The 15524-nt window shown below is 35.5% G+C and carries 15 protein-coding genes; 13 read left to right on the forward strand and 2 right to left on the reverse strand.

Annotated features, from left to right (window positions below):
- The first annotated feature begins 107 nt into the window (after window positions 1-107).
- Both DM800_RS10145 and DM800_RS29135 read left to right on the forward strand, forming a co-directional pair.
- Window positions 108-719 (forward strand): manganese efflux pump, encoded by a 612-nt coding sequence (locus DM800_RS10145; protein ID WP_000100745.1) that lies wholly within the window; start codon window positions 108-110, stop codon window positions 717-719.
- 115 nt (window positions 720-834) lie between these two features.
- On the forward strand, window positions 835-993 hold the full coding sequence (locus tag DM800_RS29135) for a hypothetical protein (RefSeq protein ID WP_000532409.1): 159 nt from the start codon (window positions 835-837) through the stop codon (window positions 991-993).
- A gap of 22 nt (window positions 994-1015) precedes the next feature.
- On the opposite strand, the gene DM800_RS10150 is transcribed toward DM800_RS29135, so the two are convergent.
- Both DM800_RS10150 and glsA read right to left on the reverse strand, forming a co-directional pair.
- Window positions 1016-1357 (reverse strand): DUF3969 family protein, encoded by a 342-nt coding sequence (locus tag DM800_RS10150; RefSeq protein WP_000766602.1) that lies wholly within the window; start codon window positions 1355-1357, stop codon window positions 1016-1018.
- A 175-nt stretch (window positions 1358-1532) separates the two neighbouring features.
- Window positions 1533-2462 (reverse strand): glutaminase A, encoded by a 930-nt coding sequence (gene glsA / locus DM800_RS10155; RefSeq protein WP_147786815.1) that lies wholly within the window; start codon window positions 2460-2462, stop codon window positions 1533-1535.
- Window positions 2463-2531: 69 nt separating this feature from the next.
- Between glsA and DM800_RS29885 the strand changes: the two genes are divergently transcribed.
- The 11 genes from DM800_RS29885 to pflB all read left to right on the forward strand — a co-directional run bounded on the left by DM800_RS29885 (window position 2532) and on the right by pflB (window position 15516).
- Window positions 2532-2645, forward strand: coding sequence for a transcriptional regulator (locus DM800_RS29885; protein ID WP_074651593.1), 114 nt, complete (start codon window positions 2532-2534; stop codon window positions 2643-2645).
- A 142-nt stretch (window positions 2646-2787) separates the two neighbouring features.
- Entirely contained in the window at window positions 2788-4290 is a 1503-nt protein-coding gene (nagE, locus tag DM800_RS10165) for an N-acetylglucosamine-specific PTS transporter subunit IIBC (RefSeq protein WP_048567302.1), read from the forward strand.
- Between the two features lie 254 nt (window positions 4291-4544).
- Window positions 4545-5798: a serine hydrolase domain-containing protein gene (locus tag DM800_RS10170; RefSeq protein WP_147786816.1), complete on the forward strand. Its 1254-nt coding sequence runs from the start codon at window positions 4545-4547 to the stop codon at window positions 5796-5798.
- 239 nt (window positions 5799-6037) lie between these two features.
- Window positions 6038-6853 carry a sugar ABC transporter ATP-binding protein gene (locus DM800_RS10175; protein WP_088121220.1) on the forward strand — a complete coding sequence of 272 codons (816 nt, stop codon included), beginning with the start codon at window positions 6038-6040 and terminating at the stop codon, window positions 6851-6853.
- Window positions 6854-7020: 167 nt separating this feature from the next.
- The gene (locus DM800_RS10180) at window positions 7021-7422 is read left to right on the forward strand and encodes an LSm family protein (protein WP_046953685.1); all 402 of its coding nucleotides are present in this window, start codon (window positions 7021-7023) and stop codon (window positions 7420-7422) included.
- 16 nt (window positions 7423-7438) lie between these two features.
- Window positions 7439-7633 carry an LSm family protein gene (locus DM800_RS10185; RefSeq protein ID WP_000899469.1) on the forward strand — a complete coding sequence of 65 codons (195 nt, stop codon included), beginning with the start codon at window positions 7439-7441 and terminating at the stop codon, window positions 7631-7633.
- Window positions 7634-7646: 13 nt separating this feature from the next.
- Entirely contained in the window at window positions 7647-9191 is a 1545-nt protein-coding gene (locus DM800_RS10190; protein ID WP_147786817.1) for a glycosyltransferase family 2 protein, read from the forward strand.
- Window positions 9184-10425 carry a nucleotide sugar dehydrogenase gene (locus tag DM800_RS10195; protein WP_075313226.1) on the forward strand — a complete coding sequence of 414 codons (1242 nt, stop codon included), beginning with the start codon at window positions 9184-9186 and terminating at the stop codon, window positions 10423-10425. Before DM800_RS10190 ends, DM800_RS10195 begins: the two co-directional genes overlap by 8 nt.
- A complete protein-coding gene (locus DM800_RS10200; RefSeq protein WP_060486943.1) occupies window positions 10422-11387 on the forward strand; it encodes an NAD-dependent epimerase/dehydratase family protein in 966 nt (321 codons plus the stop codon). Before DM800_RS10195 ends, DM800_RS10200 begins: the two co-directional genes overlap by 4 nt.
- Window positions 11380-12927 (forward strand): glycosyltransferase family 2 protein, encoded by a 1548-nt coding sequence (locus DM800_RS10205; RefSeq protein ID WP_147786822.1) that lies wholly within the window; start codon window positions 11380-11382, stop codon window positions 12925-12927. The genes DM800_RS10200 and DM800_RS10205 overlap by 8 nt, the downstream gene beginning before the upstream one ends.
- 339 nt (window positions 12928-13266) lie before the next feature.
- Window positions 13267-15516, forward strand: a complete 2250-nt coding sequence (gene pflB, locus DM800_RS10210; protein ID WP_088609562.1) for a formate C-acetyltransferase — start codon at window positions 13267-13269, stop codon at window positions 15514-15516.
- Window positions 15517-15524: the final 8 nt, after the last annotated feature.

Here is a 15524-nt window from a genome sequence, read left to right on the forward strand (position 1 = left end):
GTTGAAAAAATGTTGAGCATTTCTTACATGTATATGAAACAGACAGGCACAGTTGCTCAACATTTTCATAATATGCATTGAAAAGTGAGAAAAAGGAGTGGCTGTTTATGAGTACGGCAGGTCTATTTTCAATTTTTTTAATCGGTATTGCTTCTAATTTAGATAATGCAGGTGTTGGGATTGCATATGGCATTCGTAAAATTCGAATTTCGTGGCTTAACAATTTTATCATCGCATTTTTTGGTTTTTTATTTACTTTATTAGCTGGCTTTTTTGGGAACTGGATAGCGTTATTTATTTCAGAGTTTACTGCAAACCTAATTGGAGCAATCGTTTTAGGTATAATCGGTGTGTTTATTTTGTGCCAGCCTTTCTTGGGGCAAAGAAATACTGTAGGTTCTAAAGATGGTAATGTACTTATGGGCATTTTACGTGATCCAGAAAAAGCAGATTTTGATGGTTCTAAAACAATTAGTTTTTCAGAAGCAATTGTTTTAGGGGTTGCGTTGTCTATTAATAATATTGCAGGTGGATTTGACGCTGGGGTCACAAACTTGAATCTGTGGCTTACAGCAACTATTTCTGGGGTGTTTAGTTTTATTTGTATTAGTGGTTTTGCTTATGTAGGAAAACGATTTTTAGCAGAATACTTAGGGAAATGGGCTACTGTTATTGCGGGCGTGCTATTAATTCTTATTGGGATAGATCAGTTATTGTGAGGAGAATAGAAAACAATGTTCGAGTATTTCCTTGGAAATATGGCAAAGGATTGCATATATCGACGTACTTTTCTCCATACTAATACGGATTTCTTTTAAAGAAAGGGTGATCCGTATGGGACGCGGAAAAGCATTTGATCATAAGAAAAAAGGGCATGACCATCAACCGCCTAAAGGTGCGTTTATTCATAAAGATGTAAATGAACATACTTTAGAAGAGGAAGAGCTACCAGTAAATATTGAGGCGTATAAAAATAGTTTAAAAAAACATTAAAAGCACCTACATAGGTGCTTTTTCAACGTATATCTTCAATTAGTTGTTCCGATTCTTCATGCATACTGTACTCACTTAAAACTTGAATACAGAGCCACTTTAATTCTTCGATAGTATGTTCAAGTTCTTCAGGAAGCACATGATGAATGTCTTCAAGTCCCATTCCGAAATGAATAAGTTCAAGTACTTGATCATCGATGTTCCGATCCATTAGTAGTTCAAGTACTTCTAAATTGAATATGTATCGGTGAGCTTCATCGAGTGAAACCACTTTTAACTTCAAGCTTTCTACAATACTCAATATAAAAAGAAGAATCGTTTTTTCAAGAACAGGCTGTTTTTCCATTTGAAATATTAGTTTCATCTTTCACACCTCCACATATAGCGCTAGGTTGTACTATATTATTCAGGAGGGGGGAGCAAATATGCATGATATAGAGAAACTTTTAGTACTGTTTTGTAAGGGGATGGATAGCGGATAAAGTTGAGGTTTTTATGAAATGAAAAAAATCCTGCTAGTATAGCAGGATAACTCTGAATTAAAAAATGCTCCAACCTTCTTGAGCAGAAAGAAGTTCAAGAATTTTAAAACCAGCGATACTATTTCCGTTTGCATCTAAAGCCGGTCCGAAAATGCCAATTCCCATTTCTCCTTTTACGCAGCCGAAAATGCCACCAGCTACGCCGCTTTTTGCGGGGATACCAACGCGGATCGCAAATTCACCAGACTCGTTATACATACCACATGTAACCATAAATGTTTTACAGATTTTTGTAATATGTTTAGGGATAATTTGTTTTTTCTTATATGGATCATATCCATCCATCGCAAAAATTAAGCCGATACGTGCTAAATCGATACAGTTTACTTCAACTGCACATTGTCGAGTGTATAAATCCATAAGTTCTTCGATGTCACAATCGATAATTCCGTTTTGTTTCATGTAGTAACAAAGTGAACGGTTTAAGTAAGCTGTCTCTAATTCTGAATTGGCAACTTTAGAAGAATAATTAATGGTAGGATTATCTGTTATTTCACGTAAAAAATGAAGGATGCGCTCCATTTTTTTTTCATTATCTTTTCCTGTTAACATGCTTGTAATAGCTAGTGCTCCCGCATTAATCATTGGATTAAGTGGTTTGGATGGACTTGTTGTTTCTAACTTAATAATAGAGTTGAATGGATCACCAGTTGGTTCCATTCCAACTTTAGAAAATACATATTCTTCACCACGATCTAAAAGGGCAAGTGCAAGTGTAATTACTTTTGAAATACTTTGAAGAGTAAATAGTGTTTGTGAGTTGCCAGCATGGATATATTCTGTTTCTTTATGGAAAATGGCAATCCCTAAATCGTCTGGATTTGCATTTCCTAGTTCGGGGATATAAGTAGCGAGCTTTCCTTTTTTCGTATATGGTTTTACTTGTTCTAACAACTGTTGTAAGTTGTTTGTTTCAATGCACTGCATAGTACCAACGCTCCTATTTCGAATTAACTACGTTTACTTTTCCCGATATGCTCGGAAATAAATAATAACATGAAAAGGTGGAATGATAAAACGAAAGTTACATGTTCTATAGTAGGTATTTCGTTTCGAGTATTCTATATTAAAAAAGGAGAATTTTCCTTTTATATAACAGTTTGGAAATAGGAGATTTATCCATAAAAAATTCAAAAATAAAAACTACACATCTATACAACTATATGTTATTATGGTTATGTAAATAGAAAGCGTTTTCTAAGGCGTACTTATAATGATAACGATTTCATAAATTGAATTAGGGGGAATTAAAATGTTGCAGTTTCTACAACGTATTGGTAAAGCGTTAATGCTTCCAATCGCAGTGCTACCAGCAGCAGGATTATTGCTTCGTCTAGGACAACCAGATGTATTTGATATTCCTGTTATGGCACAGGCCGGTGCAGCAGTTTTTGATAATTTAGCACTTATTTTTGCAATTGGTATTGCAATCGGTTTGTCTGTTGATGGTAGTGGTGCAGCAGGTCTTGCAGGTGCAATTGGTTATCTAGTTATGAAAAACAGTATTGATGCACTTAGTAAGGGATATTCTACTGTAGAATTACAAGATAAATTAGGCAAAGTTCAAGATTTAATAGGTAATAGCGCTAATGTAGATCCATCTAAGCTTGCAGATACAATGACACAGGTATCTAAGGCAGCCGAATTATCGACTAAAGTGGATATGAAAGTTTTAGGTGGTATTATTGTCGGTGTTATAGCAGGACTTCTTTATAATAAATTCCATAAGATTAAACTTCCAGAATGGTTAGGGTTCTTTGCTGGAAAACGTTTCGTTCCGATTGTTACATCGGTTGTGATGTTACTATTAGGAATTCTATTCGCACAAATTTGGCCAGCAATTCAAAATGCTATCGATGCATTAGCTCATGGAATTGTTAATTTAGGGGCAGTTGGTTCAGGTCTATTTGGTTTATTAAACCGTCTATTAATTCCAATCGGTTTACACCACGTAATGAACACATACTTCTGGTTCGTACTTGGTGACTTTACAAATGCAGCAGGTAATGTTGTAAATGGTGATATTGCTCGCTTCCTTGCAGGAGATAAAACAGCGGGTATGTTTATGACTGGTTTCTTCCCAGTTATGATGTTCGGTTTACCAGCAGCATGTTTCGCAATGATTGCGGCTGCTAAACCAGAAAAACGTAAAATGGTTACAGGTATGTTAGGTGGTCTAGCATTAACTTCATTCTTAACTGGTATTACAGAACCAATTGAATTCTCATTCATGTTCTTATCACCAGTATTATATGGTATTCATGCTGTATTAACAGGTCTGTCTCTATTTATTACAACAACTCTTGGCATTCACGATGGTTTCACATTTAGTGCCGGTGCAATCGATTACTTCTTAAACTTCGGTATTGCAACAAAACCAGTATTACTGGCGGGAGTCGGTTTAATTTACGCAGTAATTTATTTCGTTGTATTTTACTTCTTAATTAAGAAGTTCGATCTAAAAACTCCTGGTCGCGAAGATGACGACGAGCTAGCTGAAGAGGGGGACGCACCTGTTGCAGGTTCAATTGGTGAAACTTACGTAGCAGCTTTAGGTGGAAAAGAAAACTTAACAGTTATTGATAATTGTGCAACACGTCTACGCTTACAAGTGAAAGATGCTGGTCAAGTAAACGAAGCAGCATTAAAACGTGCTGGTGCAAAAGGTGTTATGAAATTAAGTAACACGAGTGTCCAAGTTATCGTAGGTACAAATGTTGAATCTGTTGCCGATGATATGAAAAAACACGTATAAATAATGAGATAAGAGGATATCCCAAAAGGTTGATAACATCAATTTTTTTAGAGGATATCCTCTTTTTTATGTTAACGATTTAACGGGAATCTTACTTTTGTAAATTTTCTTTTTCTTTTTTATACATATAGGTTGGTAATATGTGCAGTGCGTGATAAAGTAGGGATGATATAGAATAGATTATCCATAATCTGCTAAAATAAATCTTTAGTAGAGGAAGTAAATTATTGGTGAGTAAGGGGAAAAAAGCAATCATGGATCTGGAAAAAAATAATGCGAATGGGAAAGCACGTCGGCCGATTGTATACATAAAAAGAACAATCATTCTCGTCTTACTATTTTCACTTGTATATTTCATGTATACAAAAATTGTTGCGCATAATAAGAAAGAAGAAACTTTAAAAGCAGCGGCAGAAATGAAGAAACAAGAAGAGCTGAAAAAGAAAGAAGAAGAAAAAAAGAAACAAGAAGCACAAAAACAAAGAGAGCAGGAAGAACAAGAAGAACAAGTGAAGCAAGCACAAGCTGTGGAAAAGCCTGCTGAGGGACCACCTCAAGAAATTAATGAAAACGCTCAATTAGATCTATATTTACAAAACGCAGGATTTAGCGGGACAGCTGTTATTGTGAAGAACGGAAAAGTTCTTTTGAATAAAGGATACGGTATGGCGAACAAAGAGAAACAAGTACCGAATAATTCAGAGACAACTTTTTATATTGGTTCTATTTCAAAGGCATTTGTAGCGACTGCTATTATGCAATTAAAGGATCAAAATAAATTAAATGTAGAGGATACGGTTGCAAAGTATATTCCAGATTTCCCTCAAGGTAATGGGATTCAGTTAAAGCATTTACTAACACATACATCAGGAATTCCAGAGTATGAGCAAGGAACAGAGGATATTTCTCATGAAGAACTGATAAAACGAATAGGAAAGCAAAAGCGTGTTGGGAGCCCAGGAGAGAAATGGAAATATTCCGATTCGAACTATTCGATACTCGCCTATATCGCTGAGAAGGTAAGTGGACAACCGTTAGAAGACTATATTAAACAACATATTTTTGCTACTGCGGGTATGAAACATTCTGGTTTCGGTAAAGCGTTAGAGCAAACAAGGTTCCCATCAACAGGTTATAAAATAGTAAATAACAATATGACAACACCTAATATTCCAAGTATGTCACAACTATATGGTTGTGGTGATATATATACAAGTGCACATGATTTATATTTATTTAATGAAGCACTCTTCTCTGGAAAGCTGATTTCAAAAGAGAGTTATAATCAAATGTTTACGGCTGTGAAAAAGGATTACGGATTTGGTTGGTATGTAGACCCGGGAAGTTATTCGAATCACGGTGTAATGCCAGGATGGAATTGTTTAAATGGATTTAGCAAAAACGGAAGTGTGTATGTCGTTTTATTATCTAACATTCAAAATAATATTAAATCGTTTGGTAAAGTGAATAACGACATTTATACGATGTTGCGAAATATTGAAGTGTAAGAGGCTATCCTATTGGATAGTCTTTTTTTATTGAGGAAGTGTAGGGGCAATGGGATAATGAAATAAAGTGAAACTTTAATCAGTGGGGGATTCTTCATCCCTCACTGATTATTAGCCCTCACCAATCGGGCTTTTACGGGCAGTCGATCCCCCACCTAACTTCTTTGCTTTCGCTGAATTTTGAAGTGGGGGTCTTACTGCCCGGCGAATAGCGGGATAAATGGAAAAGGAGGAGGAGTATGAGTATAGATAGGCATCACGCACGTAATGCAAAACGCATTTTTTTTGTATCTATTATTGTATGGGTTATTGTCACAATTGTATTAGTGATGGAATATAAAAAAGGGACGCTATTCACTTCGGAGAAAGAAAATTTGAAATTAATAAGTGTTGTAATACCGGCATTTGGATTATTCATATATAGCTTTATGGAAAAACGAAGATCAAAAATACTTAAAAAGGAAATTTATAATATAGAGAATTCTGAATTATTTGAGCGACAAAAATTTGTTGTTCGTAAAGAGGTAGGGATATTTCAAGTAATAACGTACTTTGGATTAGATGGCAGTGCATTAGGTTTTTTAAAAGAAGAGTATGATTTTGTTATTCAACGTGTATGGCAAGTTGTACTTTCTTTTCTTTTAAAGGGACTACATAAGCAACAATTTTATTTATATAATCATTCGGGAGAAAGATTGTTGCGTGTTCAAAAGGAGATGGGAGTACGAAACTTCTATACTTTTTCTAATATAGATGGAAAGAAAATTGGAGAGTTGAAACAAGTACTAAGTTTAACAAAGTGGGAATGGACCTTTTTAGGGATAGATGGTGAAGAAATTGGTAAAGTGGCTGGCGATTTCTCAGCAACAATGCAGAAAATAGATTGGCGAGATGGAACGCATATTGATGTAAAAGAAGATGGTATTCCTTTAGAAGCTGTTAAGTATTTCTCGGCAAGTGGTGGTTCACTTGTTACAGCTTCTATAAGTGAACAGGCAGAATTACCACGAGCGGTTTATTATAGTGCAGCTGCCATTGTTACAATTAAAAATTAAAATATACATAAAGATAGATGGGATACCATCTATCTTTTTTGTGTGACTAGAAAAGATGGTTTCTTTGAAAAATGTATGCCTTACCTATCACAAAAAAAGCCTGCTCTGTATACATTAAGATGTATGGATGTGTTTTTATACTTTAAAAATAATAGGAGGAGAAGTGTATGTGTTTGTTCGGTAAGTATTGGAAAAAGCTATCGAGATTGTTTAATAGACAATTAGATTATTTTTTAGATAATAAGTTATTGCCTGCTGTGGAGAGACTTTTATTTTCACAAAACTTCGCGAGATTTATTCAAAGAAACTCTAAGCAAGCTACGGAAGAAGTTATTGAATCAAGTAGATTTCAATCTATTATTTGTAACATTTTAAAAGAATGTAATACATCACCTTTTAAAGAAATTGCAGAGCAGTATTTGGGTAAAAACGTAGAGATTACTGTGACAGTTGGACAGTTAACGGGTGTGATTGTAGCAGTTGGTGATGATTTCTTAACACTGCAAGAAGGAATAGGAACAGAAGTTTTATTACCATTTACAAGTATTATATCAATTAAAGAAGCGTAAGAAAGGAGAGTTATATATGTTATTTACTGATGAATTACGTAACCATGTTGGTGAACTAGTGCAAGTTGTGACAGCTGTAGAAATCATTGCAGGCGTTCTTTTATCTGTGACGGATGGGGCAGTAATTGTTCGTACTTCTCCTTCTTATGGACCACCAGAAGATGTAGTTGTACGTATTCCGATTATTGCTTATGTTCGCTTGGAAGGGTAAGCGTGATACAAGTATGAGAGTGTCAGTTGTTATTCCAGTGCATAATGAAGCAAGTACTTTATCAAAAGTTTTAGTAGAAGTAAGGAAGTTGGAACCATATGAAATTATCATAGTAGATAATGGATCGACAGATGGTACGAAAGAAATAGCGTTACAGCATAATTGCCGTGTGATTTATTATAGATATTCTCTTGGTAATGATGTGGGACGGGCAATTGGTGCTAGAGAAGCAAAAGGTGAAATTGTTTTATTTTTAGATGGCGATATCGTCATGAAAAGTGAAGAATTATACAATTTTATTAAAGGAATACAGCAAGGACATGAGATTGTTTTAAATAATTTAACATGGTCCGTTTATTTGAAGATGAGACCGCATTATACGACGGTTGGAAAATATATGTTAAACCGTTATTTGAACAAAAAAGAATTTGTTGTAGGATCTTTAATTGCGATACCACATGCGATAAGTCGTGAAGTGATTGAAGAACTAGGGTGGTGGAATTTAGCGGATCCAGCACTATTTCAAGCGATGGCGATGTCTAGAGGAGTAGATATTTCTGATATGGCTTCAGTTGATGTCATTTACACAAATAAAGTTCGTCCTGTCCATACGGGCACGTCACCTGGCTCTCCTTATCCGAAAGCGACTAGTCGTATTATGGGTGATCATTTGCGAGCTTTACAATACGTAATCGAAACATACGGTAATCGCGGTGGTTTTTCAGAGGGCAATAAAGATAGGGAGTTTGTAGGAAAGTATAAACCAGTTTTATTACAAAAGAAAAAAGCGAAATATAGTGCCATTATCCCAGTATCAGAAGAGAAAACAACTATAAGGTCTGTTATACAAGAAGTGAAAAAAGCAGGTGTAGATGAAATTATAGTTGTTGTGAATGGAGCTGCCGTAAAGACCATTAAACAAGTAAAGCTAGAGAATGTTATTGTTGTTGAGTTGGATGAAGTGCTTGGGCATAATGTAGCACGGGCGATAGGGGCCATGTATGCTACGGCAGATATTTGTTTATTTGTTGATAGTGATTTTGTTATTCCAGCAACAAATTTAATTCTATTTTTGCGTGCTATTGAAGATGGAAGTGATGTGGCATTAAATGATTTACAGTGTTTATTAGATATGTTTCATCCAGCAGATCCAATTAGCATGGGAAAATATTTTGTGAATTTGATAGCGAAGCGACCAGATTTATGGAATAACTCATTAACAGCAGTACCACACGCTATGCATAAAAAAGTAATAGAGAAAATTGGTTATGATTCTCTTGTGATTCCTCCATTAGCTCAGGTGAAAGCTATTTTAGAAGGATTCTCTATTACAGCAGTAGAGTTAGTAGATGTTATAAAAACAAATCGAGTACGTCCAGAGCAACACGAATTTGTAAATGGGCGTATTTCAGCATTTGATCGTATTTTCGGTGATCAAATTGAGGCGATTGCGTATTTATTACAATGTACAGACGAACGCGGTGGCTTTACGGATGGAGATAGAGAGAGAGATATCATTCAACAATTGAGAAGGGAAGAAGAGAATACAAATGAATAGTAGTAAAGTAGCTATTATTGGCTTAGGGTATGTTGGCCTTCCTTTAGCAGTCCATTTTGCAGAGAGAGGGCATACAGTACTTGGGTTAGATAAAGATATTAGAAAAATAGAATCAATTATAAAAGGAGAAAGCTATATTCCAGATGTTTCTTCTAAAGAGTTACAAAGTTTATTGGTGAAAAAAAAATTAATAGTGAACACACCGGATCAAGGCATTGCTGATTTTCAAAATAGTGATTATGTTATTGTTACTGTCCCGACTCCGATTAATGAACAAAGAGAACCAGACTTAAGTGCCCTCATTTCAGCCTCACATTATATACAACAAAACCTTCAAAAAGGACAAACCTTCATTTTTGAAAGCTCCACATATCCAGGTACACTCGAGGAAGTTATCATTCCTATTATTTCTCAAACAGGTAAAAAGGTAGGAGAAGATTTCTATATCGGATATTCCCCTGAGAGAATTGATCCGGCTAATAGTCACTATTCTGTTCAAACGATTCCAAAAGTTATTAGTGGACAAACAGAAAAGTGTAAACAAAAAGTTCAGGAGTTGTATAGCACTACATTTGATGTCGTTGTTCCAGTTAGTTCTCCGAAAGTAGCGGAAATGTGTAAGTTATTTGAAAATATTCAGCGCCTAGTCAATATTTCATTAGTAAATGAGTTAAACACACTATGTGAAAGTTTAGGAATTGATTTTTATGAGGCGATTGAAGCCGCATCTACAAAACCGTTTGGATTTACTCCATATTGGCCAGGACCAGGAATAGGAGGACATTGTATTCCAGTAGATCCTTTATATTTCCAATGGAGAATAAAAAGGAATGGGGAAATTAGTCAATTAATTGAGGCTGCACATGTGATTAATGAAGAAATGCCAGAGAAAATAGTCCGGAAAGTAAAAGGCATGGTGCAATCACCTGCATCAGTTTTAATTGTAGGAATTGCATATAAGAAAGATGTAAATGATTTGAGAGAATCACCGGCTTTACCAATTATTGAATTGTTACTAAAAGAAGGATATGAAATCGAATATCACGATCCATATATTTCTTCTGCAAAGTTTGAAGGCAAGGTGTACCAATCTGTTTCTTTGGATGAACATGTCGTTAAACAAGCGGGTTGTATATTAATTTTAACTGATCACTCTAATATCGATTGGAAGCTTTTTAAAGGTATGAAGCGAGTAATAGATACACGTGGAATTATAAAGAAGGTGAGTGTATGAGTAAGAAATGTTTAATTACAGGTGGAGCAGGATTTATTGGTTCACATTTAGCTGAAGAGCTGGTGAAAAGAGGGTATGGGGTTACGATCGTTGATAACTTCTATAAAGGGAAAAATAAATATCATGATGAGTTAATGAAAGAAATTCGAGTTATTCCAATAAGTGTTTTAGATAAAAATTCTATTTATGAATTAGTAAACCAACATGATGTAGTGTTTCATTTAGCAGCAATTTTAGGCGTGAAAACGACAATGGAAAAGAGTATAGAGCTTATTGAAACGAATTTTGATGGAACGAGAAACATTTTACAAGCAGCGCTAAAAGAAAAGAAGAAAGTGGTCTTTGCTTCTACTTCAGAAGTATATGGTAAGGCAAAGCCACCCTTCTCTGAAGAGGGAGATCGATTATACGGGGCAACTTCTAAAATACGCTGGAGTTATGCAGTGTGTAAAACATTAGAAGAAACATTATGTTTAGGATACGCATTAGAAGGTTTACCGGTAACGATTGTTCGTTATTTTAATATTTATGGTCCAAGAGCGAAAGATGGTCCGTATGCAGGGGTAATCCCACGATTTATTAGTGCGGCTTTGCAAGGAGAAGACATTCTCGTATATGGAGATGGAGAGCAGACACGTTGTTTTACGTATGTAAGTGATGCGGTAGAGGCAACGATTCGAGCGATGGATGAGAAGGTAAATGGTGAAATTATTAACATAGGTTCTGACAATGAAAAGAGTATAAAAGAAGTGGCAGAAGTAATTAAAAAGCTAACGAAATCCTCTTCAAAGATTGTTCAAGTTCCTTTTGAAGAGGTGTACCCACATGGCTTTGAAGAAATTCCAAATAGAAGACCAGATGTTGCGAAATTAAGAGAACTTGTTCAGTTTCAAGCAGAAGTAACATGGGAAGAAGGATTGAAAGAAACTATTAAGTGGTTCCGTGAAGAAAATAATGGCTAAGTCACTATCGGTCATTATACCTGTATGTAATGAAGCTGAAACGATTTCAGATGTTATCCAATCGGCAAAAGGATTAAATCCAATAGAGATTATTGTAGTAGCAAACGGTTGTAACGATGGTACAGAAGAGGTTGCTGATCGTTTAGGGTGTAAAGTAATCAAGTATATAGAGCTACTAGGGAACGATGTTGGCCGCGCGATTGGCGCAAAACACGCGATAGGTGATGTATTACTATTTATAGATGGAGATTTTGCTATTCAAACTTCAAAATTACAATTATTCCTTAATCCGATTTTACATGATCAGGCCGACATCGTTTTAAATAATTTGGACGCATTATTTTTAAAGAAACAAAAACCGCACGCCGTGACAGTATGGCGCCAAATATTAAATGCAATGTTAGAGCGTGAAGAATTAAAAATTGATTCCTTATTAGATGCACCTCATGCGCTGACGAAAGAGGTCGTTCAAAGCATCGGATATGAATGTTTTGTTAATCCTATTTTGGCTCATTTACGCCTCGTTCAAAGTGAATGGAGAATTAGTCGGCATTGTGCAATTGACGTTATTACGCCAAATAAATTTCGGCCGACCGAGCATGCTGCGTACGGCACGGGTCTTTCGCAATCTGAAAAACGGATGATAGGTGATCATATAGAAGCTGTAGCGGAGCGAATAGTAGGTAGCGATGAGCGCGGAGGGTATTGTGATGGAAATAGGAAAAGAGATAGTGTCTATCATACTTTAGATTTCGAAGATTTTTATCAAGGATGGGGCGTTACATCTAAATTGTATAAAGGAAAGCAATTATCGGTCGTCATTCCTGTACAAAATGAAGAGAAGACGATTGGAAACGTTATAGAAGAGCTCCGCAAAATTGAACCTTTTGAAATTATCGTTGTTGTAAATGGTTCGTCTGATAAAACAGCAACGATTGCAAAAGACAAGGGAGCAACAACAATTGTATATAAAGAAGCACTTGGCAACGATGTGGGACGTTCACTTGGGACTTATTTCGCCAAAGGAGAAATTGTATTATTTATAGACGGTGATTTTGTTATTCCAGCTAGTGAGCTATATCCATTTGCAAAAGCTATTGCAGATGGAATGGATGTCGCATTAAATGATCTAAATCATTATTTAGATTTAAGAGTACCGCTTCATCTTGTAACTGCATTTAAATATGCATTAAATTTAGCTTGTGATAGAAAAGATTTAGGAGTAGGATCTCTTATCGCTGTACCTAATGCGTTTAGCCAGAAGTGTTTGAAATCAATTGGGTATAGGTCTTTATTGTCACCTTGCGTAGCGCAAGTGAAAGCTATTCTTTCAGGATTCGAAATTGCGTGTGTAAGTCGTGTAGAGGTCGATAAGATGAACCGCATTCGTCCCAGTGAACATTTTACAAAAATAGGTCATCCTCCAGCTGTCTTGCGAATTATAGGTGATCATATAGAAGGATTAGAGCAATTAATTGTATTAGAAGGTAGCCGTGGTGGATTCTATGATGGGAATAGAAAAAGAGATGTTTTAGAGTAGTAACAAAAAAAGTGTACAACATATGTACACTTTTTTGTTCTGTTATAAAAACTATAACAGATTAGGAGATAAGAGTATTACAGCTCTACAATGGGTATTGTTCTTATATTACAAAATAGGACTCGTATATAAGGATACCAAAAAAATACAATTAAGGAAAGGGTTAATTATAAAGACTTTTAAGTGAAGTTAACACTATGCATATAGTAGTTTGCTCAACATTTCACAAACATGTCACAACTATTTCGTTCACTTTAGCAAAAAAGTAGTATTCTAAGTGTGTAAGCTGTTATATAAAAAATCTTAGTCCTGTACTAATCAAAAATGGAGGAGATTAGGATGACTCAAGTATTAGAAAATGTTAAAAACGCATGGGAAAACTTTAAAGGTGAAAAATGGAAAGCAGAGATTGATGTTCGCGATTTCATTTTAAATAATGTAAACGTTTTCGAAGGAGACGAATCTTTCTTAGCGGGAGCAACTGAAGCAACGAAACAACTTTGGGATCAAGTAATGGATTTAACAACGAAAGAACGTGAAAACGGTGGCGTTCTTGATATGGATACAAAAATTGTTTCTTCTATTACATCACATGAACCAGGATATTTAAATAAAGATATTGAAAAAGTAGTCGGTTTCCAAACTGAAAAACCATTTAAACGTTCTTTACAACCATATGGTGGTATTCGTATGGCGGAACAAGCTTGTGAATCTTATGGATACGAAATGGATAAAGAGCTTAGTCGTATTTTTAGAGATTGGAGAAAAACTCATAACCAAGGTGTATTCGATGCTTATACACCAGAAATGAGAAATGCACGTAAATCAGGTGTAATTACTGGTCTTCCAGATGCATACGGACGTGGACGTATTATCGGTGACTACCGACGCGTAGCATTATATGGTATTGATCATTTAATTGAAGCGAAAAAAGCTGATTTGAATTTAACTGGCGGTGTAATGAGCGAAGATACAATGCGTTTACGCGAAGAGTTATCTGAGCAAATGCGTGCACTTCAAGAGTTAAAACAAATGGCTGCTTCTCATGGCTTTGATATTTCTAAGCCAGCAACAAACACACAAGAAGCATTCCAATGGTTATACTTCGCATATCTTGCAGCAATTAAAGAGCAAAACGGAGCTGCAATGAGTCTTGGACGTACTTCTACATTCTTAGATATTTATATTGAAAGAGATTTAGCAAATGGTACTTTAACAGAAGAAGAAGTACAAGAAATTGTGGATCACTTCATTATGAAATTACGTCTTGTGAAATTTGCAAGAACACCTGATTATAATGAATTATTCTCTGGTGACCCAACTTGGGTAACTGAGTCTATCGGTGGTATGGCATTAGATGGTCGTCCATTAGTAACAAAGAACTCATTCCGTTTCTTGCATACATTAGATAATTTAGGACCAGCTCCAGAACCAAACTTAACAGTTCTTTGGTCTAAACAATTACCGCAGAACTTTAAAAACTACTGTGCGAAAATGTCTATTAAAACATCAGCAATTCAATATGAAAATGATGACATTATGCGTGCTGACTACGGCGATGACTACGGAATTGCTTGTTGTGTATCTGCAATGAGAATTGGTAAACAAATGCAGTTCTTCGGCGCACGTGCAAACTTAGCAAAAGCATTACTATATGCGATTAACGGTGGTAAAGATGAAAAATCTAAAGCACAAGTTGGTCCTGAGTACGCACCGATTACTTCTGAAGTATTAGATTATGAAGAAGTTATGCGTAAGTTTGATATGACAATGGAATGGTTAGCAGGTCTATATTTAAACACATTAAATGTTATTCATTACATGCATGATAAATATAGCTACGAACGTATTGAAATGGCACTTCATGATACAAATGTTCTTCGTACAATGGCAACAGGTATCGCGGGTCTATCTGTAGTAGCAGACTCTTTAAGTGCAATTAAACACGCAAAAGTAAAACCAATTCGTGATGAAAACGGTATTGCAGTTGACTTTGAAATCGAAGGAGATTTCCCTAAATACGGTAACAATGATGACCGTGTAGATGAAATCGCTGTAAATCTTGTAAAAACATTTATGAATAAACTTCGTAAACATAAAACATACAGAAATTCTGTTCATACAATGTCGATCTTAACAATCACATCTAACGTTGTATACGGTAAGAAAACTGGTAACACTCCAGATGGTCGCCGTACTGGAGAACCATTTGCACCAGGTGCGAACCCAATGCATGGTCGTGATACAAAAGGTGCATTAGCTTCATTATTATCTGTAGCTAAATTACCATATGAAGATGCACAAGATGGTATTTCTAATACATTCTCTATTATTCCAAAAGCACTTGGTAAAGAAGATGATGTACAAGTACGTAACTTAGTATCAATGCTTGATGGTTATGCAGTAAAAGAAGGCCATCACTTAAATATTAACGTATTTAATCGTGAAACATTAATGGATGCGATGGAACATCCTGAGAAATATCCACAATTAACAATTCGCGTATCTGGTTACGCTGTAAACTTTATTAAATTAACTCGTGAACAACAAATCGATGTAATTAATCGTACAATGCATGAAAGTATGTAAGTGAAAAA

This window comes from Bacillus sp. AY18-3, from assembly GCF_008042305.1.
Taxonomy (GTDB): domain Bacteria; phylum Bacillota; class Bacilli; order Bacillales; family Bacillaceae_G; genus Bacillus_A; species Bacillus_A wiedmannii.

What these genes read in the sequence shown, in the direction of transcription:
- DM800_RS10145 (WP_000100745.1), top strand. Translation starts at nt 108, where the DNA reads ATGAGTACGGCAGGTCTATTTTCAATTTTTTTAATCGGTATTGCTTCT.
- DM800_RS29135 (WP_000532409.1), top strand. Translation starts at nt 835, where the DNA reads ATGGGACGCGGAAAAGCATTTGATCATAAGAAAAAAGGGCATGACCAT.
- DM800_RS10150 (WP_000766602.1), bottom strand. Translation starts at nt 1,357, where the DNA reads ATGAAACTAATATTTCAAATGGAAAAACAGCCTGTTCTTGAAAAAACG.
- glsA (WP_147786815.1), bottom strand. Translation starts at nt 2,462, where the DNA reads ATGCAGTGCATTGAAACAAACAACTTACAACAGTTGTTAGAACAAGTA.
- DM800_RS29885 (WP_074651593.1), top strand. Translation starts at nt 2,532, where the DNA reads ATGAAAAGGTGGAATGATAAAACGAAAGTTACATGTTCTATAGTAGGT.
- nagE (WP_048567302.1), top strand. Translation starts at nt 2,788, where the DNA reads ATGTTGCAGTTTCTACAACGTATTGGTAAAGCGTTAATGCTTCCAATC.
- DM800_RS10170 (WP_147786816.1), top strand. Translation starts at nt 4,545, where the DNA reads ATGGATCTGGAAAAAAATAATGCGAATGGGAAAGCACGTCGGCCGATT.
- DM800_RS10175 (WP_088121220.1), top strand. Translation starts at nt 6,038, where the DNA reads ATGAGTATAGATAGGCATCACGCACGTAATGCAAAACGCATTTTTTTT.
- DM800_RS10180 (WP_046953685.1), top strand. Translation starts at nt 7,021, where the DNA reads ATGTGTTTGTTCGGTAAGTATTGGAAAAAGCTATCGAGATTGTTTAAT.
- DM800_RS10185 (WP_000899469.1), top strand. Translation starts at nt 7,439, where the DNA reads ATGTTATTTACTGATGAATTACGTAACCATGTTGGTGAACTAGTGCAA.
- DM800_RS10190 (WP_147786817.1), top strand. Translation starts at nt 7,647, where the DNA reads ATGAGAGTGTCAGTTGTTATTCCAGTGCATAATGAAGCAAGTACTTTA.
- DM800_RS10195 (WP_075313226.1), top strand. Translation starts at nt 9,184, where the DNA reads ATGAATAGTAGTAAAGTAGCTATTATTGGCTTAGGGTATGTTGGCCTT.
- DM800_RS10200 (WP_060486943.1), top strand. Translation starts at nt 10,422, where the DNA reads ATGAGTAAGAAATGTTTAATTACAGGTGGAGCAGGATTTATTGGTTCA.
- DM800_RS10205 (WP_147786822.1), top strand. Translation starts at nt 11,380, where the DNA reads ATGGCTAAGTCACTATCGGTCATTATACCTGTATGTAATGAAGCTGAA.
- pflB (WP_088609562.1), top strand. Translation starts at nt 13,267, where the DNA reads ATGACTCAAGTATTAGAAAATGTTAAAAACGCATGGGAAAACTTTAAA.